Below are 22,192 nucleotides of genomic sequence, written 5' to 3' on the forward strand. Positions count from 1 at the left end.
TTCCATACACGACGCTCTTCCGATCTAACCAACCCCCCAAACACAAGAACCTCGTGCCCGTGACCTTGTTCACGGTGAACCAACCTCCCAAGCACAAGATCCTCGTGCCCGTGACCTTGGTCACGGTGAACCAACCTCCCAAACACAAGATCTTCGTGCCCGTGACCTTGGTCACGGCGAACCAACCCCCAAGCACAAGATCCTCGTGCCCGTGACCTTGGTCACGGTGAACCAACCTCCCAAGCACAAGATCCTCGTGCCCGTGACCTTGGTCACGGAGATCCAACCGTGACCAAGGTCACGGGCACAAGCACGAGCCACAACGAGACCGTCAGTCGCTACCCAGAATGTCCGGGCGAAATTCATCCAATATGACAGTACCGTTGCCCTTCCCGATACGTGCCGCGGCACTGGACCACGCCCATTCTGTGGGATTCGTGACCAATTGCCGTCTGACCGGGTTGTTCTCAATGTACTCGATTGTCCGGACTGCCGAATCGTAATCGGTGATATTGCGATCGAATCCTCCCCCCGCCTGCCAGAATCGTCGTACCGACCTCTCTCCGACTTGCACGCGGATGCTCGCAATCGTGTCGGGTTCAGTCTTCTCCCAGTGCGCATTCACCCGCCTGGCGAACGGCTCCTTGATGTGCCGGAGAATGTTTCCGATCGAATATACTTCGTTGATCGGATGGACCATCAAATGAACGTGCTCCGGCATGAACACGTATGCATACACGCGAATCAAACTCATCGTCCGACACCGATTGAGCCCGTCGGCCAGCCATCGGCACAGCAACGGATCGACCAGCAACTGTCTTCGCTGAAAACACGAGAAAGTGAGAAAATGCAAGTGCCCTTGGATGTTGTAGTACTTTCGCTTCATCTCCTTCCACCGATTACACGCTTGCTCATGAAAACTCAATCACATGCACATCGCAAATCGCCGAACGATTGACTACTGCCAAGTCTGCACAGTCCCCTCGTTCCTCGTGCCCGTGACCTTGGTCACGGTGAACCAACCTCCCAAACACAAGATCCTCGTGCCCGTGACCTTGGTCACGGCGAACCAACCCCCCAAACACAAGATCCTCGTGCCCGTGACCTTGGTCACGGCGAACCAACCTCCCAAGCACAAGATCCTCGTGCCCGTGACCTTGGTCACGGCGAACCCACCTCCCAAACACAAGATCCTCGTGCCCGTGACCTTGGTCACGGCGAACCAACCCCTCCCCCACACTTTCCCTACCACTTCGATGGAAAAAATGCCCGGCCCCCCTTGGTAAAGACTCCTCTCACACGAGGCGCAAAAACGATGGCACTTGTGTATCGCGACAGATCGTCAAATACCCGCTCAAACATGGGTTATTCCCCTGCCGGATATCAAGATTGGAGGAAAAGAAAAAAAATGGGTCCCTATAAAAATGACAAAACAAACCCATTTCCCCGTAACTCACACGCGGTCAGGCTTGTACGATGAAAAACCTGTCTGGGACCGTTCTGTCGGATGCTTTCCGCCAGAGGCGGATACATCCGACAGTGGCTTCAGCCTGGGAAAAGCTCCTCACCCCATCCGCGACATCAGGTACGCCGCGTCTTCGGCCCGATAGTCGAAATCCTCTTCCTTGATCGCATCCGGCGGACTCACGCGCTCCCATTCGACCGTGCGACACAATGCCTCCGCGCGGTCGATCGGCTCCGTATAGCCGAGTTCCTGTCTGATGCGACTGCTGTCGGCGTCCAGATGATGCCGATAATCGAGCGGCTGTTTGAGATGTCGTGGGAGATGCTCTTCGGGTACACCGACAATCTCGCCGTTCCATCCGGCGGCGCGGCCGATCGCCTTGATCCAGTCGCGTTCGGTGAGCGCTTCCGGCTCGCCGACATTGTAGACACGTCCGGTCGCGCGATCATCGGTGACCGCAAGCACGATCCCCTGCGCGACATTCTCGACATACCCGCGTATCCAGCGCGCGCGTACCTGCCGTTCGTCGAGCAGGATAAACGGCCGACGGTCGTCCATGCGCTTGAGGTAGTCGAACAATCGGTGCTGACGGTCGCTCGGACCGTACACCATCGGCAAACGGAGAACCGTCCAGCTCAGCCGGTCCTGTCCGGTCACGACGCGCTCCACGAGGATCTTGTCGTAGTCATACATCCGGTCGGACTTGTCTCTGACGTCGGCGCGATACGGATAATAATTCCGGCGAAGCGGCGAATCCTCGGTCAGTCTCCCGGCGACGACCGGGCCTTCGTCTTTCATGCGGAGAAGGTCCATGTTGCGATAGACGTCGACACTGCTGACGACCACGTAGCGGTCGGTTCGGCCGCTCAGCGCGTTGACCGTGCGCACCGCCTCCGCCTCGGTCAACAGGATCATGTCGAGCACGACATCGGGAGCGAATCGCCCGATCTCGGACACATGCTCGCCGATTCTGCTGCGGTCGGCGTGTATGTGTTCGACACCCTCGGGCAGCCTGGTGCGGGATTCGCCCCGGTGATAGACCATGACCCGGTGCCCCTGGGCGTGCAGTATCCGGATAACGTGCGGCCCCATGAACCGGGTGCCGCCGATCACGAAGACATTCATGGCGGAGTCCGTCCCGGGAAGCTAAGACGACGACAGCGCCGCCTCGCGCGCGAGCGCTTTCTGCCGGACATACGCGTAGGCCGGACCCATCGTCTCGTTGAAGTGCGCGGCCTTATGATACCACGACCGCGCCTCGAGCATGTTGCCCAGTCCTTCGTACGCCTGCCCGAGACGGTAAAGATTGTATGGACTATAGAGGTTCGCCTGTTTCAGGTCGGTTATCGCCGCCTCATACCGCCCTTCGGCCAGCGCGATGATGGCGGACAACTCGTGCGATATCCTCGCCAGTCCGGGGTTCTGCGTCCGACGCGTCCACGTGGCGTACTCCCCCTGGAGCCTGCGGGCAGTGTCGAAGTCGCCGCGCCCGACCGCGATCCGTGCGCCGAAATAGTATCCGTTAAGCGCGCTGTTCTCCTTGACCTGGTCGGAAACGTCGGCGTTGCGAATACACTCCCCTGCCGTCTCCAGCAGCCGCGCCGCCGTGTCAAAATCGCCCATCTCGATATGCACACTGGTCAGAAGAAGCAGATCGCCCGCCATGGCGCTGGAATCGTGACTGGCTCTGCCGAGCTCGAGCTGTCGATCGAGATAGACCAGCGCGGAATCGAAATTGCCTTCGTCAATGAAGCTCGCCGCCAGCGCGGTCAGCGCCTGGCGACGACGACCGTCGTTGGCCGATGCTTCCAGCATCGTGCGCAGTTGCTGCCGGGCCGAGTCCGCGTGCCCCTGCAGCAGCAGCGCGCTCGCAATCCCCAGATGCGAGAATACGAACTCAGGACTGATCTCGAGCGCCTTGCGATACGTCTCGATCGCCCTGTCGAACTTGCCCGACTTCAACAGCAACTCGGCGTACGAATCGTACGGATTCGGATCGTCGGGAATAAGCGATGTGTACCGCTGAAAAGCCTCTTCCGCCTTGTCGTATTGCCCGAGGTAGCGGTAGGCGTAGCCCATCTGGTTGAAAATCGGCGAGTACTCCGGGTCGATCTGCTCGGCCTTCTGGTACTCCGCGACCGCACGCTCATAATCCTGCTGCCCGAAGTAGTAGTTGCCCAGAAGCGCCGCCACCCGAACGTCACGCGGATACAGCTCCACCAGGCGTTCGAACAGCTCCTTCTGTTTGCGGGAATCGCCGTTCACCCCCGCCTGCGTCGCGAGAATCACCAGTTGCTCGCCCTTACTCACGTTGTCCAGCAGCGACACCGCGCGATTAAAACTGGCGAAGAATTCCTTTGGGGTCTGCTGCGCGTTCGCGAGCATCAAATGCGCCATCGCGAATCCGGGATCGGCCTTCACGGCACGTTCAAGGTGCGGAATCGCCTCCTGCGCTCGGAGCTTCTCCAGGAGCGCACGGCCCTCGATATACTCCCGACGGGCTGCATCCGAAGACGTCGTGATCGGCATGGTGCCGTCGTCGCGGCCCCCGCATCCCAACACCCCCAGCGTCAGACAAATGCCGATGACGACAATCAAGGTACGCTGTGGTCGCATTCTATCATCCCTTTCCAGACGTCCCGACAGCTGCCGGTTCCCGCCGCAACGATCCAGTCCGGATCGCGGGCAACCGTCGTCGTCGGTCGTTCGGTGCGCCCCAACATAGAACGCTGCCCCGGAATATACAAGAGCAACCTGAGCGCGCTGCTGACACAGCAACACGAAGCTATCCTATGTGGACCACACAATACAACATTAATACGGGCAATCACCTCCATGAGTTGCAATGGATTAGCCCCGGGCGAGTTCAACCGGCGATCCGAATGTCATGGCAATGTCATCGAATCCGTGCCCGCCTACTCTGTCACCGAAACCGAGATCGGGAAGTGATCGCTGTAACCATCGGGATTGTAACCCGACGACGGTCTTCCGAATCGAATCGGCGAAGGATAAGCGCCGCTTGCTGTCATCTCCGGAAATCGCTCGATGGCAACCGGATAAGAACCGTCAACCGATGCGCGAACGGTCAGGCCGCTGCCCCCGGTCAGCAACCCTTTCGAGACAAGGACCTGATCGAGCACATTCGGAAAGTTTTCAAAATAGTGCGTGCCGATCGCCTCTCCGAGAAACGGCCACATCAGATTCAGGAAACGGGGCGTTCGCGCCATCGTGACTTTTGTTCGAATGTTGCCCGAGAGCGCATAGTTCGTCATCGAACGGTTGAACGGTTCATCGTTGAAATCGCCCATGACCAGTACGGAAGCGTCGGTGCCGACAATCTCGGTAATCCGCTCGTGCCAGTACGCGAGCGTTTCGGCCGCCATGATGCGGTACGGCTCGGATTCCCACTCCCCGCCCGATCGCGACGGCCAGTGGTTGCCGATCGCGATCAGCAGATTGCCGGCCGTCGTGCGAAAATTCACCTGGTAGAGGTCACGGGTCGCGGTGCGTTTCTGGATGACGTGAAAAAACTCCTCTTCGGCGGTAAACAACGCGCTGTCGTAAATGAAGCCGACGTCGATACCACGCAGGTCCGATGCGTCGTGGTGCGCAACACGGTAGGCGCGCCCCAGCGGGCCCAGCGACTGGACCAGCAGTTCCATCACCGTCTTGTTTTCGACCTCGCAGACGCCCAGCAGGTCCGGCCCCACGCCCCCGTTCAATCGGCAGATGATGCTCGACAGTTGACGGATTTTTCGATCCCGCACGGTCTTGGTCCACCCCTGGAGTTCGCGGTTGAGTTCCGCCTGCAGCCACGCCGGGCGGTCGGGCGCATTGTTGACGTCGAACAGGTTCTCCAGATTCCACCATGCGACGTAATAGGTGCTCATAACTCACCTCGTATGAGTCTGTCGCCACCCCAACCCGAACGCGGAATTATCCGCAAGTGGCGTGTGATTGATGCGTGCGATGTCCTTCGGATGTTGTCCCCCGCGAAAAGCAACCTACGAGATCGTGCCGGTGGAGTCAAGTGCGGCACGAGGAGAAATCAGGTGCGAGGACAAAAAGGAATGCCCGTGGCGATTACCACGGGCATTCCCTCCAAAGAATATCGATTGTGGCGGAGTCTACATCGACTCCTTCTGTATCGCGCGGATCATACCGAGAAACTGCGACGTCATCATCGCCGCGGTCCTGTCGGGACCGGTCAGCTTGAAGAAGACGTTCCCCTGCGGACCCTCGAGCACGACACCGGTCATCCGGTAGTTCGGCTTTGCCACGGTGTTGCCGGACATCGGACCGCCCATCGACGCGTTGTACGAGCCGATCGCCTGCACGACATGAGCGGTCATACCGTCGACCTCCAGCGTACTCATCGAAGGTTCGCTCCTGTCGGCGAGCTCCATCTGCCCTACCCACCGCGCGATGTTGTCCTGTACGCCGCCGCCCTGATCCGGTCCGAAATAAAACACGTTCACGGTCGCCGAGTCCATCTCACCGTCGACTGCGCTCAGGCAGAAATCCGCCGCGCGCATACCGGACGGACCGAGGTCGGTCCAAGTCTGGTCCGGATAAAACGTAACCCCGGCCACCGTCGTGCCGGTTGCGGCAGCAACGTACGCCGTGGTATCAGCAGCCGACGCCGCCGACTGCGATGCCGGCTTGTCGGCCGTGTTGTCCGAAGTGCAGCCGGCCAGAAACAATGCTGCGATTGCCCCGATGGCGAGCAACCGCGAGGTCACCGTGTTGTTCATCTTCGTCCTCTCTGTTTTCGCTCCCTCCAGAACAGACATCGCAAACACTATAAGATAGTCGGCGTGCGGCGGGGCGCAAGCATCGAGTCTGATGGTCCACATTAAAGACACCGGCGCAAACACGAAAAAGGATTAATAAAAAACGTCCCGAGCCGGGGGGGAGGGGAACGGCACGGGACGGAAGAGCAGCCAGTTGTCGGATCCCGATGCAGTGCCGGCTGCTACTTACGGTAACCAAGATAATGAGAAAGAAGTTTCAAGTCCAGACGGATTCTTCATCTTTTTTTCCGAAACTCGCTGTTTTTGCGAATAGTTCGTGAGACAACCAGTTATCAAAGACTTACTGGACCATTTCACTACGCTTTTGTCTAACTTCCGCATAGCTTGCGGAAGGATTTGTTCAAGCGCGATGCCCGAGCGGAAACGTTTCTGCGACGATTTCTGACGACGCGGGTTTTTTGGGGTTTTCCTGAATCGGATTGGCTATAATGAAATCAAATGAGTGAAATTGAAATTGTCAGGCGGGCTCAGGCCGGAGACTTTGAGGCGTTTACTGAACTGGTCAACGCGCACAAAGACAAATTGTACGCGTTCGTTCGAAAGTTGACCGGCGACCCCGAGGATACGAACGACATCGTACAGGAGACCTTTCTCAAGGCGATTGACAAGATCGACCAGTTTCGAGGTGAGGCGTCATTTGGTACCTGGTTGACCAGTATTGCGTTAAATCAGGCACGGGCGATGTTTGCGAAACGGCGACAGGCCGACCTGAGACCGCTTGAGGAGTACCTCCCGGCAGGCACATCGAGCGGGCCGAACCCGCTGGAGAATGCAGCGTTGTTCGACTGGCGTGATCCGCATACGGAGCTCGAAGCGGCGGAGATCACCCGCCTGGTCGAAGAGGGTCTGGCAGAGATACCGTTCGTGTATCGAGAGGCATTTTTACTGCGTTATGTCGAAGAGATGTCAGTCAAAGAGGTTGCGGCCGCCATCGGCCAGTCCGAAGCCGCCACCAAGTCCCGTATCCTACGGGCTCGACTGGCGCTCCGCGACTTCCTCTCCAAACGGTTCGAGGCGAATTATGGCGAGAAAGTGCGAAAATTTCATTAGCGGCTTGGCTGATTTTATCGACGGTGAGATGCCGTCGGAGCTTTGTGACGAGATCGAGAAGCATATCGGTCAGTGCAACAACTGCAGGATTATGGTCGACACGATGCGGCAGACGGTGCACCTTTGCCGCGAAGGGAAAGAAGAGAAGCTTCCCCCAGCCATCGAGGCAAAGCTGATTGGCCTCCTTAAGGCTCGATGGGACAAGAAGTTCGGCCACTCCTGAGCTGTTTTTAACTCCCATTCGCATCCCGTCCCCTTCTTTTCAGCCTTGCGCCGAAGCGCGATCCCCGGTATGGAATTCGGGTTCAGGTCACTCTACGTATAGATGGCCTGGATCATGGCCGAAGTCCCGGGCGACAAATCCTGAATCATTTTCCCGCTCGGCCTGTCTAAGTCGGCAAATGCTGGAACAAATCAGGTGAAAGGTTTCCCGAATGAGACAGGCGCTCACTGAGTTTTCAATCAAACGTCCCTGGATTGTCATCGGACTCGCCGTCATCGTCACGGCGTTTTTCGCGATGCAGTTCCCCAATATCAAGATTGACACTGATCCTGAGAACATGCTTCCGACCGAAGAGCCGGTGCGCGTGTTTTATCAGAACGTGAAGGCTGATTTCGCCCTGTACGACTTCATTGCGGTGGGCGTGGTAGCGCCAGGCGGCGCGTTCACTCCGGACCTGCTCAATCGCATTTACAGAATCACCGCAGAAATCGAAGATATCGACGGCGTGATTACGCGCGACATCATGGCGCCATCGACGGTTGACGATATCAGGCAGGGCGAAGGCGGCGTATTGATCATAGAGCCGTTGATGGGTGAGGAAATCGAAACCCAGGCGGCCGCCGATTACATTTTCTCTCGCATTCAAGACAACCCGATCCTTCGCGGTAAGCTGGCGTCCGATGACGGCAAGGCGATAGCCATATTTGTACCTATAGAATCAAAAGACATCAGCTACCGCGTGGCGGGCCAGATCACGGAGATTACGGGGCGTCTCGGCGGCAACTACACCTATCACATCGCCGGCCTTCCGGTCGCCCAGGATTCGTTCGGAGCCGAGATGTTCTCCCAGATGGCGTACTCGGCCCCGGCCGCCATGATCATCATCATGCTGCTGTTGTTCATCTTCTTCAGAAAACTGAAGATCATCATTGCGCCGATGATCGTGGCGATCATGTCGGTGGTGTGGGCGATGGGACTGCTCATCCTCAACGGAAACACCGTGCATATCATGTCGTCGATGATCCCGATCTTTCTGATTCCAATCTCGGTGCTCAACTCGATTCACATCATTTCCGAGTTTCACGACCATTACAAGCGCTACAAACACAAGGACGCAACCATCCGGCATTCGATCGGCGAGTTGTTCATGCCGATGCTGTTCACGTCCTTGACGACTGTTGCCGGGTTCGCATCGCTTGCGCTCACGCCGATTCCCCCCGTGCAGGTGTTTGGCATCTATGTCGCCTTCGGCATCATCGTCGCCTGGTTCCTCTCGCTCACGTTGAACCCGGCGATCGCCATGCTCATTTCAACGAAAACCCTGCGCAACTTCGGAGCAGTCGACGATGAACACGGGGTGCTGTCGAGGATCATGCACGGCTTCCGAGGGTTTGCGCGCAGCCACTACCGGGCGGTAGTCGCCGGCTCGGCTGTCGTCATCATTCTGGCGGCCATCGGCTTGAATATGATCGTCGTCAACGACAACCCGGTCAAGTGGTTCAAGCAGTCGCATCCGATTCGCCAGGCCGACGTGGCCATGAACGAACACCTTGCCGGTACCTACATGAACTTTCTCGTCTTTACGGCAGACGACGACGACCGGATGAAAGACCCGGAAGTCGAACGGTACATTGAAAACATCCAGCGTGATCTCGAGAAGGAAGAGATAGTCGGCGCAACCACCGGCCTGCCGGACATCATCAAGAAGGTCCGTTACGAGTTGTATGGTGCTGACTCTTCGAAGCTCTCCTTGCCCGACAATTCCGACGAGATCGCACAGTTGCTGTTCCTGTTCGAGATGTCGGGCGGCGACCCGGACGACCTGTTCAAGTTCGTCACGCCCGAGTACAACAAAGCCAACCTCTGGGTGCAGATGTCCGACGGTGACAACCAGGCGGTTTCGAAGGTCGTTAGGCGCGCCAACGATTACATCGCATCCAACCCGCCGCCGCCCGGCGTGGAGGTCCAATGGAGCGGCCTGCCGTATATCAACATCTTCTGGCAGGAGAAGATGGTTCACGGCATGGGTTCGTCGCTGGCCAGTTCGTTCCTGGTAGTGCTCATCATGATGATCTTCCTTTTCCGTTCCATCAAGTGGGGATTCATCTCGATGCTGCCGTTGACCATCACGATCATGGCTATCTACGCCTTTATCGGCTACATCGGAAAGCCCTACGACATGCCGGTCGCCGTGCTATCGGCGTTGACGCTGGGGCTGTCAATCGACTTTGCCATTCATTTCATCCAGCGAATGCGGATGATATACGAACGAACCAACGATTTCGACCAGTCTTATCACGAGATCTTTGAGGGTGCGGGACGGGCGATCAGCCGCAACGTGCTGGTCATCGCAATCGGATTCGTACCCATGCTTTTCTCCGATCTCGTCCCCTATATCACGGTCGGCAGCTTCTTCCTGGCCATCATGCTCGTTTCAGGATTGGTCACGATGCTGCTGCTGCCGTCGATTACCCTGACCTTCAAGAAGGGTCTCTTTAAACCGGGGAAGGGCTCGCCTGCCCATACGCACGCGGACACCTCGGCCCAGGTAAGCTGAAAACGTGAATACGAATAGAAAGGAACCAACGATGAAAGGCATGACAAAATCCATAGTCCTCGTGATGGCTGGACTCTTCTGGCTGGGATCAACCGCCTCGGCGCAGCATACCGCCGATGACATCATGAAGAAGTCCCACATGGCATATTACTATGCCGGCGATGACGGTGTTGCCGAGGTCACCATGACCCTGGTCAGCAAGTCGGGTAAAGAACGCGAGCGCGAATTCACCATGCTTCGTCTCGACAACGAGGATGGCGGTAATCAGATGTATTACACATACTTCAAAAAGCCGTCGGATGTCGCGCGCACAACTTTCATGGTGCACAAGAATGCCGAAGGTAACGATCTGCGCTGGATCTACGTTCCGACGGTGGACCTGGGGCGTCCGATTTCCGCCGATGACAAGAGTTCAAGTTTCGTCGGGTCTGACTTCTCCTATGAGGACGTGTCCGGGCGTCACTGGAGCGTCGACACCCACACGCTGACCGGCGAGAGCGAACTTGACGGCAAGAAGGTCTGGGTCGTGGAATCGGTTCCAAAACAGGAGGACAGTTTCTCCAAGAAAGTATCTTACATCGATCAAGCTACCTACCTTCCGCTGCAGGAGGAATACTTCAGTAAGAAGGCAGAGTTGGTTCGCCGTTTCACCTCCGTCGCAATTGAAGAGGTCGACGGATTCACGACCATGACGACGCGCAAAATGGAGAACCTCGAAAAGGGAAGCCATACTATCGTAACGTTTTCGTCAATTGACTACAACGTCGGGTTGAACGCGGACCTGTTTACCGAACGTTACCTGAAGAACCCTCCGCGCGAGTTTATCAAGTAGTTTGCCGGGGAGGGTACTCATGAAACGTATCGTGAAGACTACGGCATTCGGGCTGCTGCTGCTCGCAGCGGCAGCCTCCCCGGGGCAGGCCGACGTCAGCCTGCACGGATTCCTGCAGGGACTGTGGGGTGGACGACTCGATCAGAACAATCCGACCGCCACGGAGCAAACCGCCTCGGAGACCCGAATGCAACTCCGGGTCGAGCATTTCGGTGACAACGCCGAGGTTTTCGGGCGATTGGATTTTTTCTGGGATGGCGCCGATACGGCCGACTACGATTGGGAACTCCGTGAAGGCTACCTCAAATTCCGTATCGGCAGCAATATCGACGTCAAGGCGGGCCGCCAGATCCTGACCTGGGGGACCGGCGACCTCATTTTTATCAACGACGTCTTCGCCAAGGACTACCGGTCATTTTTTGTGGGCCGTGACGACCAGTATCTCAAGGCGCCTCAGAACGCCTTGCGCGCGGAATACTACAATTCTCTGGGCAGTTTCTCGGTCGTGTGGACTCCACGCTTCGAGCCGAACCGGCTGCCGACCGGAGACCGTTTGAGCTACTACAGCCCGTTTGACCGGAGAATCGTCGGCACCGGATTGAGCCCGGCCTACTATTTCGACCCGCCGACTCCGGAGCCGAAGTTCGAAAACGGCGAGATTGCGACCCGATTCCAGCGCACCATGGGCCCGTTTTCGGCAGCCCTGTACTTCTACAAGGGCTTCTATAAGAACCCGCTCGGAGTACGGATGGTGATGATTGATACTACCGTATTCCCCATGCCCGTCTATCCAAAGTTGAATCTCTGGGGAGCGTCGCTCCGGGGCACCGCCATAGGCGGTATCCTCTGGGTCGAAGCCGGATACTATGATTCGCGGCAGGACAAGGACGACGACAATCCGCTGATGCCAAATTCGTCGGTTGTTGGCCTGGCCGGGTATGAACGACAGGTAGCCACGAACCTGACAATCAACCTGCAGTGGCAGGTCGACTACATGTTCGACTATGACAAGTACCTCGACGGGTTCAGGGACCAGTCGAGCGGCGAAGTCATTGGCTGGGTACGCGATGAAGCGCGGCACCTGTTGACCACCCGTATTCGCAAACTGGTAAACTCCGAACTGATATTGCTGGAAGCGTTTTTGTTCTACTCGCCCACCGACGAAGATGCGTACCTGCGGCTGCTGACTGAATACAAATACACGGACGAAGTGACGTTGGCGATAGGCGCGAATATCTTTGATGGACAGTATGAAGCCAGCGAATTCGGTCAGTTCCAGCGAAACGACAACATATATGCCAAATTGACGTACGGATTCTAACGTGAAACCGAAGGAAAGCCTGTATATGTCGCTCGAAAACTCTATTCGCCTCTTGGCAGGCACGCTGGTGTTGCTCTCATTGGCGCTGTACTACTTTGTTTCCCCCTGGTGGCTTCTGCTGACAGCATTCGTCGGATTCAATCTGGTGCAGTCGTCGCTGACGGGGTTCTGTCCGGCCGAAATCATCCTGAAGAAGCTGTTTTTCGGGTCGAATCGCGGGACTGGTTCCAAGTCCAGTCCCGAGCCGAGCCGATAACGGCGGCAAGCAGCACGAATCTTGTATGGTCCCGGCCGATTCGTAGAGGAACCGCCGGAAACCTGTAAATCGGAGGCCTTGTTTATCCGATACAGGGAATATGGTTACAAGTTCCATTATGAAACGGTCGGCCGGCCTTCTTCTGTTGGCGGCGCTGACCATCTTATCCGGCTGTAACAGCCGGGGTACGGGGCCGACGATCAGTGCGTATCGGCTCACCGGTGCCATGGTGGTCGACCTCGACCGCGACTCTACGATTGTCGTCGTGCGCATCGAGCGCAACGACAGCATCTACACCGGCGCAACGATAAAAATCGATAACACGACGCTGCCCTACGCCGACATGAGTCTCGGCCTGGACTCCATTTATTCGTTTGTCGACGACACCGTGCAGGGGTACGTCAACGAGGTGCTGTCGGTCATTCTTCAGGATAGCAGCGCGTTTGCAGATACGCTGCTGGTGCAGTCGGCAGACAGTTTCTCGATCCTGATTACGGACCCGGCGCTTCGGCTGCTGCAACCGATCGGTAACGTGCAGCTCGAATGGACAGGCGCCGCCAATGCCGGTGGGTACGTTCTTTCGGCGGTTCATCGCGATTCCACCTACGCCGGATGGGGATACAGCATCCTGGCGGCCAGCGCGCAGGCAAACGCCGGGACTATACCTTCCGAGGCGTTTGTGCTCAGTGATGGTCTTAACCCGGACACCGGCTGGTATCACCTGTTCGTGTATGCGATGACCGGTTCGCCGGATTCGGCGCTCACGTCGGCGCTGCTGCCGGCTCCGATTCCTTCCCAGTTCGGCGACAATATCGCGGTCAGCGATGATCTTACCGGCCGGTTTGGCGTGCTGATTGTCAGCCGGCGCGATAGCGTGCGGTCCGCAGTCCAGCCGTAACGGAAACGAATGCGTGAAAAGGCCCATCCGCGGCACGACGCGGGTGGGTTTTTTGTTGGCTGAATCGCGGCGAGTATCTAGTTTCCCTCTATGTCTGATTTCGAAAAACTGATCGAACATCTCGGCCGTCTATCCACCGAGCAGTCCAATCCGATGACGGTCGATATCGATACTCTCTCGGCCCAACAGATCGTCAGGATAATCAACGACGAAGACAAAAAAGTCGCGGGCATCGTGGAGCAGGCACTTCCGAGTATCGCCCGGGCGGCGGAGCTTTTCGCCGAAACTCTCAGCCGAGGCGGACGCGTCATCTATATCGGCGCAGGAACATCGGGTCGGCTGGGCGTTCTCGACGCCGCCGAGTGTCCCCCCACGTTCGGCACCGATCCATCGCAGATTATGGGCATAATCTCCGGAGGATACTCGACTCTGGTGCTGTCGATGGAAGGTGTGGAGGACCGGCAGGATGCCGCCGTACTCGACCTGCAGCAAAACCGTCTGGGGTCACAAGATTTCGTCATCGGACTGGCGGCCTCCTCGCGCACACCATATACGCTGGCAGGGCTGGCGTACGCGAAGGAGATCGGATGCCGGACGGCATTCATTATCTGCAACAAAAGCGAACGGTTGGAGATTACGCCTGACGTTCTGATCGAACTGCCGGTCGGCCCCGAAGTCATAACCGGATCGACTAGAATGAAGTCGGGGACGGCCCAGAAGATGGCGCTCAACATGATCTCTACCACCGCGATGGTCCTGCTGGGGAAAACCCTCGGCAACCTGATGGTCGATTTGCAGGTGCGGTCGGAAAAACTCGCCGCCCGGTCCCGAAAGATACTGATGGATTTATTCGACATCTCGCTCCCTGATGCCAACGACCTTCTGGCGCAGGCGGGGGGATCGGTCAAAACCGCGATAGTGATGAAGCAATACGGTTGCGCCAAAGAGGTCGCGGAGCGTAAGCTTTCCGATGCGGGTGGTTTCGTCCGTCGCGTTTCGCGGTAACAACATGACATAAAAGAGGCGGCTGTTCCCTGGCACAGAACAGCCGCCCCATCGCACACGACTTCCTCTTGCCGTGTCAATAACACTGCACGCCCGGCCCGCCAAGGAACAGGTGATTCACGAAGTGCGTGAGGTCCGACAGGTCAATCGCCTGATCCGGCGATCCGTTGACGTTGGCTGCCCATGCCGAATGCGGCGGATCGCCGCTGAGAAACAGAAATCCCACGAGAGCGATGAGATCCGAGAGATCGACCAGGTCATCTCCGTTGATGTCGCCGCACGGCAACTCGTCAACATCGATATTCCCGCCTGCGATGTGAACTTCGGAGGTGTCGAGTACGCTGGTGATGCGGTCCACGTATTCAACCGAATCGTACGGCGGAAGCGAGACCTGCTGCCAGTCAACACACTCGTCGCCGTCCCAGACAGTGCACCGGTAGAGATTCGAATCCGGAACTGTGTCGTGAGTTACCCCTATGGATTGACCCGTCTGATCCCAGACCCCGAACCACTGCGAGAAAGAAGAGATCAACTCGACATCCACGTTGTCAAGCTGGAAGAAGAGCGATGGTTCCTTCACGTCAAACACAAGATACACGAGCGGGGCGCCCTGGCTCTGCGGCGCAATCCCGTTTTCGAATCCCATCGGAGCAGACGTGCCACTGACCCGGACGTCGGTTCCATTTCCGACCACGCTCTGACACGTCAGCGCCGGCCAGGATTCGACGAGCGTGCCAAGCGACACGACTTCCGTTCTGAGCGAACAAAGATCCGGACTGGCGAGCCGGAACCAAAACGTAAATCCTGCAACCGTATCCTCGAAATTGTCCAGATACACAGGTAGCAGCACGCTGGTCTGACCGATATCGGCAATCACGGAATCGACGCGAATATCGAGCCTGAGCGTTTGAGAAGTCGGGCTCGCGACAAAGACGACAAAACACGCGATCACGATCACGCCGATGCGCAAGAAGGCATATGAACCCATACGCAGATTCCCCTTACGATAAGCGGTTGTGCTCGATTCAGAGACTCGTGAGCGAGAGTCGTATACGCAGAGGCTCCAATTAGGATAAGTACATAGATTCGGCGAGAAGTCGTCCTCGTGGGATTCATAACAATATACGGCGTTACGATCTGCTGTCAAGGCCGGTACCCGCTTTCAGATGTTCCCACCGGTCCACAGTGTACCAAATCGTACGTTTTCCCCCGTGTTCGAACCGTTATAGAGACTCTGTATTCAGCTGAACAACAGGGAGTTATGGCGATTTCGCGCCCTTGGCACGGGGATTGATCTCTCCATCCCGTGACCGATACTTCGATCCTGATATCAAAAACCGGAGAAGCTGAAGGAGAGATATGATGGTCCGCAAAGTCCTGTTCCCGCTGTTTGCCGCATTCCTGCTTGTCTGGGCCATAGGTTGTTCGGAGAAAGGCACCGACTCCGAAGCCGCCCCGACCACCAGCATAGATGAAGACTTCGGAGGCTTCACCGCGACGTCTGAATCGCCCGCTTTTGGAGATCCCGCCCTGATGGCGAGTGAGACCGAAGAGCAGGAGATCGACGATGCGCTGGCGTACAGCCCCGAGGTGCGAGCGCTCGAGTCCGACCCCTCGGCCGGCGTATTTCGTTTTCGCGCCGTCTGGGGCCATCTCCGGCTCGATACTTCGGAGACGGACATGACAGACTGGACGGGCTCCCTCACGATCTCGCGGGGCGCCGTGCTGATCCGGCGCGCGATCCGCTTTGAGCTTGCCCAGGACTATATTGTCCCGCGCACCGACCGCACATTACTCGAGTGGGTGTCCATGACGACCGTACACAATGACGGTATCGACGCTGATCTGCTGGTCCCACGACTGTCCCCGGTGATTGATACCACGATTGACTACGTAGTTGACACGTTGGGAGATACGACCGAGGTCATAGTGATCGATACGATTATGCCCGATCCGGAACCGGTAACGGTCACATTCACGACCGGCCCGTACAGCCGGACGTTTACGCTTAACGAACTTGTGGCGCTCGATACGGTGGTTGACCTCGACGACGGCAATCAGGTCGCATTCAGCGCCTTCCGGTACGAATGGTGCCCCAAGGGAGCGCTGGCCGGCGTGTGGGGGCACGATGACCAGGGCAACGGCGTTTTCCGCGGTCGCTGGATCTCGCAGGCCGGCCGTGTGGTGGGCTGGCTCAACGGCATGTACGGTGTGAATGCCAATGGTGAGCGGGTCTTCTACGGCAAATGGATAAGCCGTGACGGTTCCTTTGAAGGGCTCCTGGCCGGCACCTATCAGCCGCACCCCAATGAAAATGCGTCTGATGTAGCTCGCGGGCGCGCCGGAGGAAAATTCGAGGGCACTATATACTCCGCCGGACAAGTCCCTATCGGCGAGCTGAAAGGTCACTACAAAAGCTCTCAGCGTCTCGACGGAGGCTGGTTCCAGGGACGCTGGAAACTCGACTGTCGGGATGATGGCAGCGACGACGGGTCCGACGATGACGACGACGAGTAAGATAACCTGACATTGTCCGCTCAGATCCCATGGCCCACGCCAGTATCCGGTTCATCACCCGCGGCTCGAACCGGATATGCCAAAGGCCGATCATCTTCGGATGATCGGCCTGCATATTTCGTGGAGAATTGCCGTCAATTGGACAATGAGTCAACCCGGCGTTTTGTCAATGCGATCAGGGAATCGACAGGGTACGCACCGGCAACGAGCGATTGGACCGATTCGTACAGACGCAGGGCCTCCTGCTGCTTCTGGAGGTTTATCTGCTGTGAAAGCATGTTGGCCAGATTGATTTTCAGATCAACAGAAGCCGTATCCTCCGCAACGAGTCGCCTGAGAATCCGCTCTGCCCGGTTATACTGGCCCCCTGCGCCATACAACACGGCCTTGGCCGCAAGCAGTATCGGCCGGTCGCCGAATCGCGCAATAGCAGTGTCCAGATAGCGCTGGCCCACGTCAAGCGAGTCTACGGTCACGGCTACGTTGGCGAACGGTATATACTGCATGGAATCCTCGGGGTGTGAATCAAGGTACAGCTTGAGGAAGAGATACTCGTTGATGGGCCACCCTTCGTTTCGCCATAACTGCGCCTGCGTGAGATAGTGCTGTTCCGGTGGGTCGCCGGTATCAATCAGGGTCCGTGTGCATGAAAGTGCGATATCCCACAATTCCAGCGCCATCGCCACCTCAAGGCGCTGCTTCGCCACTTCGCGATCCCCTTGGTGCAGCACGGCGGCACGGTTCAAGTACACCAGTGCGGAATCATAGCGGAAATCCCGCTTGAACGCGGCCCCGGTGAAATACAGCAGGTCACGATCTGACGGCGCCCGCTGCAGGCCACGCTGAAGATACTCTCTGGCCTGAGCATAGTCGCCCTGCACGAAGGCGTCGATGCCCTTTTGTTTGAGGTCGGCGACCGAATCCGGTCCACCGCCGCATGCGGTCATCAGAACAGAAAGCAGCAAGCCCCCCAGAAACAGGCGTAGTGTCATCGTATCATGCATCTCCCTTCACCGGCGAAGTATACACTCAACTCGCTGGAAAACCAAGCGTCCGGCGACGAGTCTGCCCGCAGCGGGACTACTTGACAGACTCCGGGGCATCCGTACATTGCGTCATGCCAACTATTAGCGAGTACTCCCCCCGGGTCCATCTCGTGGCCCTGTGCACGCTGACAGGAGTCAGCCCGCGCCTGTTCGAATTGCTGTTCGCCCGGTTCGGCGATACCGAACGGATACTGAGGGCCGATGTTTCGGCCCTGACGGCGATAGGCGGAATGAGCGCTCCCCAGATCAAACGCATCGCCTCCGCCCGTGACCGGCTCGAAGACGCCCAGCGGTTCGTCAATCGATTGACCGAGCGGGAAATCCGCGTGATCTCATTCTTCGACGATGATTACGGCGAGTTGCTGACGGAACTGAACGACCCGCCTCCGATTCTCTACATACGGGGCGTTATGCCGGATCGCAGCCGAAAATCCGTAACGGTCGCAGGCGCGCACAACGCCACCGCAGAGGGGATCGAACTAACGACCAATCTCGCCCGCCGGTTCGGTCAGGCCGGGGTGCAGGTGATATCCAGTCTTCGGGGCGGGATCGACTCTGCGGCGCATCTCGGCGCCAAATCCGGCGGCGCCCCTTCGTTTGCCGTGATCGACACCGGCTTCGACCAGTTGACTGCACCATCGGCCATGCCGCTCGCCATTGACATCGTCGAACACGGCGGGGTGATCAGCGAGTACGCCCCGGAACAGATTTCCACGCACGAGACGCTGGAGCAGTCCAATCGGCTTCTGGCGGGCCTGGCGCAGGCGGTTGTCGTGACCGAGGTGTACTCGGATTCGGAAGCTACGCTCGATTTGCTGGCGTTCTGCAGGATGATCGGCAAGCTCGTGTTTGTCATGGCTGATCCTCACAAGGGCGCGCTGGCCGATGAGTCCGCGATGGCAAAAGCGCTCGAGGCGGGGGCTATTCCGATGAAAGGGCTGGAACACACCGACGATATCGTGCGTGCTCTCGTGTGAGGGTATCGCGACGTGGTTGATACATACCAAACCATAGCGCGCGAAGCACGCATCGAGTTCAAGGTCAAAGGCTCGCGGTTTATCGGAGAGTCTCGACTGACCGATGACGTAGAAGATGCGATTGGAAAGCTCGACGCCATCCGTCGGCGTGAGTTCGCCGCCACCCACCATTGCTGGGCTTATCGAATCGGCGCCGACGGCACGCCCGTTTTCAAGTACTCCGACGACGGCGAGCCGGGCGGCACGGCGGGCAGACCGATTTTCGATGCGCTGGAGGGTAATGCGATCACCAACTGCCTGCTTGTGGTTACACGGTACTTCGGTGGAACGAAACTGGGAACCGGGGGCCTCGCGCGAGCCTACAGCGAAACCGCCCGCCAGACATTGGATGCATCGGGCGTCAAGACCTGCTACCATGCCGTAGACTACGAACTGGCAATGGAGTTCCCTTTCTACAATCCGGTTCACCAACTGCTCGCCCGACTGCAGGCGGAGATTACTGAGTCGCACTTCACCGACCGCGTTCGGCTCAGAATCGCGGTGCGCCGCTCACTCGCAGAGAGACTGGAACAGGAGTATGCCGAGTCAACACAGGGCAAAGCCACGATCATCCGCCTCGGCCCGACCAGCGCGGGTTGACTGCCTTGGCCTGGGTATCATGCCGCTCGATCTGCTGATGGAGGTTCCCAGCTACCCCAGAGCCGGCAGCAAGCTCAACGCGATGCGCATGATCATACAGGGAGGCGGCCCGGCCCCAAACTGTATGGCCGGTCTGAAACGGCTTGGGCTCCGCGCGGCAATCGTCGCTGCGGTCGGCAACGACGTTATTGCCCGGCTTACGCGCGAAGAACTTCAGCGTGACGGTATCAGCGATCGATACCTGGTCGTCAGGAAATCCTCCTCCGATCTTGCCGTGGGCTTCATCGAACACACTACCGGTGATCGCACCCTCGTTTTGCACCGTGGCGTATCATTGCAGCCGCGCGACATCAACACCGCCAGACTCCCGATTCCCAAAGTTGTTCATCTCGATGGCCGCGATCTGCCGGCGTGTATCAAACTGGCCAGATGGGCCAGGAGAATAGGGGCACAGGTCTCGTTTGACATAGGATCATTGCGAAATGATGTCTCGGCCATATTTCCGCTGGTCGATCACCTGGTTGTCGCTGACGCCTTTGCGTTACCCTTCACGAAAAGCCGATCGATAAGCGCCGCGTGCCGCAAGCTGGCGGAGCGCTGCCCCGGCACCATCGTCGTGACTAACGGCATTCACGGTCAGATGGCGTATGAAAACGGCAGCGTTCACCGGCAGCGCGCTTTCGTGGTGAAGGCTGTCGATACGACCGGAGCGGGCGACGCGTTTCATGCCGGATATCTCTACGGGCTAATCAGAGGGGAATCACTGCCGGTTCGGCTGCTGTTGGGATCGGCGGTCGCGGCGCTGAATTGCACAAAACTCGGCGCCCGCGAGGGGTTGCCGACTCGGGCTCAACTGCGGAAGTTCCTGACGGGAAAGCCGAGGCTGTATGCTTGAGTGGCTTATCGAGATCGACCGTGCGGTGTTCTTTTTCCTGAACGTCACGATCGCCAATCCGGTGACCGATGCCGTCATGCCGATTGTCACCAGCGATAACATCCTGCGAATCTTGTACGGATTGGCCATGTTGTTGTGTCTGTGGCGCGGCGATGCGCGCTTGCGATGGCTGGTGCTGTTTTCCGGGATCGCGCTGGCTCTCACCGACCAATCGGCGGCCAACTTCCTCAAACACGCGATCGAACGACCCCGCCCGTGCCACGACGGCCAGTTTCTGACACCCATAAACCTGCTGGTGCACTGCGGTGGTGGTTATTCGATGCCGTCGGCACACGCCGCTAATTCGTTTGGTCAGGCGCTCCTGTTCGGGCTTGCATATCATCGCGTCAGGTGGTATCTGATCGGCTTCGCCGCTATCGTCTCGCTGAGCCGGGTGTCGGTCGGCGTTCACTATCCGGGTGATGTCCTGGTCGGCGCCGCTGTCGGCTCGCTTGTGGGGTCGGTCGTATTCGTCGTTTTTCAGCGGGTGCGCCCATTTCTTCCGCCCCGTTCGCGGGTCGTCGAATCGTCGTTACCACACGAGAGAGGAGACTCCTGATGGCCGTCATTCTGGAGGTGGTCCGAGGGGACATTACATCAACGAACACCGATGCAATTGTCAACGCCGCCAACAATGAGTTCTGGATGGGCTCAGGAGTCGCCGGAGCCATCAAGAAAGCCGGTGGTGAGGTCATCGAACAGGAGGCCATGGCCAAAGGTCCGGTAATCCCGGGGGAAGCGGTGTTTACGAGCGCTGGCCGTCTGCGCTTTCGCTACGTTATCCATGCGGCGGTCATGGGGCAGAACCTCCGCACGAGCGACAAGCTGATCAGGCAGAGTACGATTGCGGCGCTGCGACTGGCGGACGAACTGAAATGCGAGTCGATTGCCCTGCCGGCCTTTGGAACCGGCGTGGGAGGTTTCCCGATGAAAGCCTGCGCTAACATCATGGTCACCTCCGCCCGGGCGTTCGGTGACCGTGCGACTCACCTGGCACGAGTCCAGTTCTGCCTGTTCGATGATGTCGGGTATAAGCTGTTTCGCGATGCAGTGGGATGATCAGTATATCCGCGCCCGAAACTCGCCGTCATATGAAACGTGTGAACCGGCGCGATTAGTGAACAGGCCCCGCAGGGTCGCATACAGGTAGCCATCCGCCAGAGAATCAACAATCAGCCGCCCGGTCTCATCGGCCAGAAATACCTTATCTTCCACGCTCAGTTCATACCGACCGCGAATTTGAACCATGCCGTTTCCCTCAAGCACGATCGTATCGGCCCTCGGAACCGCCGGCAGTTGCAGGTAGATCTGGCACATGAGGTTCTCGTCGAATTGCACGAATTCCTGCAGAAACCTGGTATTTACCGTTTTCCCCCGTGTCTGAGTCGTTAATACCAGGCAGCTGCCCGCTCCGGGCGATACCTTGGGATCGCCGTAAGGGTTGTCCAGTCGCACGCCCTGCAGATACTCGGTTGTGACGACCTTGACTTTGCGACGGTCCTCCCCGCTGGTGAAATACAGATCTTTGCGGTAACGGCTGGTGCAGCCGATCGTCACGCAAAGGGCGAGGAACATGGTAACCACGATCAAAACAATACGGCTCATACTGGAAGATACGACCGGACAGCGGTATTTGTCCAATATCAAACGGTGTGGCG

General features: G+C 57.8%; 22 protein-coding genes. 14 read left to right on the top strand and 8 right to left on the bottom strand.

Annotated elements, in window-relative coordinates; genetic code table 11:
• Positions 1–331: 331 nt before the first annotated feature.
• From RBT76_12075 to RBT76_12095, 5 genes are all read right to left on the bottom strand, one after another.
• On the bottom strand, positions 332–886 hold the full coding sequence (locus tag RBT76_12075; protein MDX9858520.1) for a transposase: 555 nt from the start codon (positions 884–886) through the stop codon (positions 332–334).
• Between the two features lie 678 nt (positions 887–1,564).
• Positions 1,565–2,590 (bottom strand): NAD-dependent epimerase/dehydratase family protein, encoded by a 1,026-nt coding sequence (locus RBT76_12080; GenBank protein MDX9858521.1) that lies wholly within the window; start codon positions 2,588–2,590, stop codon positions 1,565–1,567.
• Positions 2,591–2,611: 21 nt separating this feature from the next.
• Positions 2,612–4,081 carry a tetratricopeptide repeat protein gene (locus RBT76_12085; protein MDX9858522.1) on the bottom strand — a complete coding sequence of 490 codons (1,470 nt, stop codon included), beginning with the start codon at positions 4,079–4,081 and terminating at the stop codon, positions 2,612–2,614.
• A gap of 299 nt (positions 4,082–4,380) precedes the next feature.
• Positions 4,381–5,355: an endonuclease/exonuclease/phosphatase gene (locus tag RBT76_12090; GenBank protein ID MDX9858523.1), complete on the bottom strand. Its 975-nt coding sequence runs from the start codon at positions 5,353–5,355 to the stop codon at positions 4,381–4,383.
• A gap of 237 nt (positions 5,356–5,592) precedes the next feature.
• On the bottom strand, positions 5,593–6,321 hold the full coding sequence (locus tag RBT76_12095) for a hypothetical protein (protein ID MDX9858524.1): 729 nt from the start codon (positions 6,319–6,321) through the stop codon (positions 5,593–5,595).
• 396 nt (positions 6,322–6,717) lie between these two features.
• Between RBT76_12095 and RBT76_12100 the strand changes: the two genes are divergently transcribed.
• From RBT76_12100 to murQ, 8 genes are all read left to right on the top strand, one after another.
• Positions 6,718–7,329: a sigma-70 family RNA polymerase sigma factor gene (locus tag RBT76_12100; GenBank protein MDX9858525.1), complete on the top strand. Its 612-nt coding sequence runs from the start codon at positions 6,718–6,720 to the stop codon at positions 7,327–7,329.
• A gap of 4 nt (positions 7,330–7,333) precedes the next feature.
• A complete protein-coding gene (locus RBT76_12105) occupies positions 7,334–7,552 on the top strand; it encodes a zf-HC2 domain-containing protein (GenBank protein ID MDX9858526.1) in 219 nt (72 codons plus the stop codon).
• Between the two features lie 211 nt (positions 7,553–7,763).
• On the top strand, positions 7,764–10,109 hold the full coding sequence (locus RBT76_12110) for an MMPL family transporter (protein MDX9858527.1): 2,346 nt from the start codon (positions 7,764–7,766) through the stop codon (positions 10,107–10,109).
• A 40-nt stretch (positions 10,110–10,149) separates the two neighbouring features.
• On the top strand, positions 10,150–10,941 hold the full coding sequence (locus RBT76_12115) for an outer membrane lipoprotein-sorting protein (protein MDX9858528.1): 792 nt from the start codon (positions 10,150–10,152) through the stop codon (positions 10,939–10,941).
• A gap of 19 nt (positions 10,942–10,960) precedes the next feature.
• Entirely contained in the window at positions 10,961–12,262 is a 1,302-nt protein-coding gene (locus tag RBT76_12120) for a hypothetical protein (protein MDX9858529.1), read from the top strand.
• A 25-nt stretch (positions 12,263–12,287) separates the two neighbouring features.
• A complete protein-coding gene (locus RBT76_12125; protein MDX9858530.1) occupies positions 12,288–12,518 on the top strand; it encodes a DUF2892 domain-containing protein in 231 nt (76 codons plus the stop codon).
• Between the two features lie 118 nt (positions 12,519–12,636).
• On the top strand, positions 12,637–13,416 hold the full coding sequence (locus RBT76_12130) for a hypothetical protein (GenBank protein ID MDX9858531.1): 780 nt from the start codon (positions 12,637–12,639) through the stop codon (positions 13,414–13,416).
• 90 nt (positions 13,417–13,506) lie between these two features.
• Entirely contained in the window at positions 13,507–14,421 is a 915-nt protein-coding gene (gene murQ / locus RBT76_12135) for an N-acetylmuramic acid 6-phosphate etherase (protein MDX9858532.1), read from the top strand.
• Between the two features lie 76 nt (positions 14,422–14,497).
• Here murQ and RBT76_12140 read toward each other — a convergent pair whose 3' ends face one another.
• Entirely contained in the window at positions 14,498–15,409 is a 912-nt protein-coding gene (locus tag RBT76_12140) for a hypothetical protein (protein ID MDX9858533.1), read from the bottom strand.
• Between the two features lie 371 nt (positions 15,410–15,780).
• On the opposite strand from RBT76_12140, the gene RBT76_12145 reads away from it, so the two are divergent.
• A complete protein-coding gene (locus RBT76_12145) occupies positions 15,781–16,938 on the top strand; it encodes a hypothetical protein (GenBank protein MDX9858534.1) in 1,158 nt (385 codons plus the stop codon).
• A gap of 134 nt (positions 16,939–17,072) precedes the next feature.
• On the opposite strand, the gene RBT76_12150 is transcribed toward RBT76_12145, so the two are convergent.
• Positions 17,073–17,930 (bottom strand): hypothetical protein, encoded by an 858-nt coding sequence (locus tag RBT76_12150; GenBank protein MDX9858535.1) that lies wholly within the window; start codon positions 17,928–17,930, stop codon positions 17,073–17,075.
• A gap of 125 nt (positions 17,931–18,055) precedes the next feature.
• Here RBT76_12150 and RBT76_12155 point away from each other — a divergent pair, with 125 nt between their 5' ends.
• From RBT76_12155 to RBT76_12175, 5 genes are read left to right on the top strand one after another with little or no spacing between them, the layout of a single operon-like run.
• Entirely contained in the window at positions 18,056–18,961 is a 906-nt protein-coding gene (locus RBT76_12155; GenBank protein ID MDX9858536.1) for a DNA-processing protein DprA, read from the top strand.
• A 12-nt stretch (positions 18,962–18,973) separates the two neighbouring features.
• Entirely contained in the window at positions 18,974–19,600 is a 627-nt protein-coding gene (locus RBT76_12160; protein MDX9858537.1) for a YigZ family protein, read from the top strand.
• Positions 19,601–19,619: 19 nt separating this feature from the next.
• Positions 19,620–20,495 (top strand): PfkB family carbohydrate kinase, encoded by an 876-nt coding sequence (locus RBT76_12165; GenBank protein ID MDX9858538.1) that lies wholly within the window; start codon positions 19,620–19,622, stop codon positions 20,493–20,495.
• Positions 20,488–21,093 (top strand): phosphatase PAP2 family protein, encoded by a 606-nt coding sequence (locus RBT76_12170; GenBank protein MDX9858539.1) that lies wholly within the window; start codon positions 20,488–20,490, stop codon positions 21,091–21,093. Before RBT76_12165 ends, RBT76_12170 begins: the two co-directional genes overlap by 8 nt.
• Positions 21,093–21,593, top strand: a complete 501-nt coding sequence (locus RBT76_12175) for a macro domain-containing protein (protein MDX9858540.1) — start codon at positions 21,093–21,095, stop codon at positions 21,591–21,593. Before RBT76_12170 ends, RBT76_12175 begins: the two co-directional genes overlap by 1 nt.
• Here the strand turns inward: RBT76_12175 and RBT76_12180 are convergent, their stop codons facing one another.
• Positions 21,594–22,139, bottom strand: a complete 546-nt coding sequence (locus RBT76_12180; GenBank protein ID MDX9858541.1) for a hypothetical protein — start codon at positions 22,137–22,139, stop codon at positions 21,594–21,596.
• Between the last annotated feature and the right edge of the window lie 53 nt (positions 22,140–22,192).

It is taken from the genome of Candidatus Zixiibacteriota bacterium (genome assembly GCA_034003725.1).
In the GTDB taxonomy this organism is placed as follows: domain Bacteria; phylum Zixibacteria; class MSB-5A5; order GN15; family FEB-12; genus WJMS01.

Bases quoted from the DNA above. Each gene is read 5' to 3' on its own strand.
- RBT76_12170 (MDX9858539.1), top strand. From the start codon at position 20,488: ATGCTTGAGTGGCTTATCGAGATCGACCGTGCGGTGTTCTTTTTCCTG.
- RBT76_12115 (MDX9858528.1), top strand. From the start codon at position 10,150: ATGACAAAATCCATAGTCCTCGTGATGGCTGGACTCTTCTGGCTGGGA.
- RBT76_12120 (MDX9858529.1), top strand. From the start codon at position 10,961: ATGAAACGTATCGTGAAGACTACGGCATTCGGGCTGCTGCTGCTCGCA.
- RBT76_12155 (MDX9858536.1), top strand. From the start codon at position 18,056: ATGCCAACTATTAGCGAGTACTCCCCCCGGGTCCATCTCGTGGCCCTG.
- RBT76_12085 (MDX9858522.1), bottom strand. From the start codon at position 4,081: ATGCGACCACAGCGTACCTTGATTGTCGTCATCGGCATTTGTCTGACG.
- RBT76_12100 (MDX9858525.1), top strand. From the start codon at position 6,718: ATGAGTGAAATTGAAATTGTCAGGCGGGCTCAGGCCGGAGACTTTGAG.
- RBT76_12150 (MDX9858535.1), bottom strand. From the start codon at position 17,930: ATGACACTACGCCTGTTTCTGGGGGGCTTGCTGCTTTCTGTTCTGATG.
- RBT76_12165 (MDX9858538.1), top strand. From the start codon at position 19,620: ATGCCGCTCGATCTGCTGATGGAGGTTCCCAGCTACCCCAGAGCCGGC.
- RBT76_12125 (MDX9858530.1), top strand. From the start codon at position 12,288: ATGTCGCTCGAAAACTCTATTCGCCTCTTGGCAGGCACGCTGGTGTTG.
- RBT76_12090 (MDX9858523.1), bottom strand. From the start codon at position 5,355: ATGAGCACCTATTACGTCGCATGGTGGAATCTGGAGAACCTGTTCGAC.
- RBT76_12095 (MDX9858524.1), bottom strand. From the start codon at position 6,321: ATGTGGACCATCAGACTCGATGCTTGCGCCCCGCCGCACGCCGACTAT.
- RBT76_12180 (MDX9858541.1), bottom strand. From the start codon at position 22,139: ATGAGCCGTATTGTTTTGATCGTGGTTACCATGTTCCTCGCCCTTTGC.
- RBT76_12145 (MDX9858534.1), top strand. From the start codon at position 15,781: ATGATGGTCCGCAAAGTCCTGTTCCCGCTGTTTGCCGCATTCCTGCTT.
- RBT76_12130 (MDX9858531.1), top strand. From the start codon at position 12,637: ATGAAACGGTCGGCCGGCCTTCTTCTGTTGGCGGCGCTGACCATCTTA.
- RBT76_12080 (MDX9858521.1), bottom strand. From the start codon at position 2,590: ATGAATGTCTTCGTGATCGGCGGCACCCGGTTCATGGGGCCGCACGTT.
- RBT76_12075 (MDX9858520.1), bottom strand. From the start codon at position 886: ATGAAGCGAAAGTACTACAACATCCAAGGGCACTTGCATTTTCTCACT.
- RBT76_12110 (MDX9858527.1), top strand. From the start codon at position 7,764: ATGAGACAGGCGCTCACTGAGTTTTCAATCAAACGTCCCTGGATTGTC.
- murQ (MDX9858532.1), top strand. From the start codon at position 13,507: ATGTCTGATTTCGAAAAACTGATCGAACATCTCGGCCGTCTATCCACC.
- RBT76_12140 (MDX9858533.1), bottom strand. From the start codon at position 15,409: ATGGGTTCATATGCCTTCTTGCGCATCGGCGTGATCGTGATCGCGTGT.
- RBT76_12175 (MDX9858540.1), top strand. From the start codon at position 21,093: ATGGCCGTCATTCTGGAGGTGGTCCGAGGGGACATTACATCAACGAAC.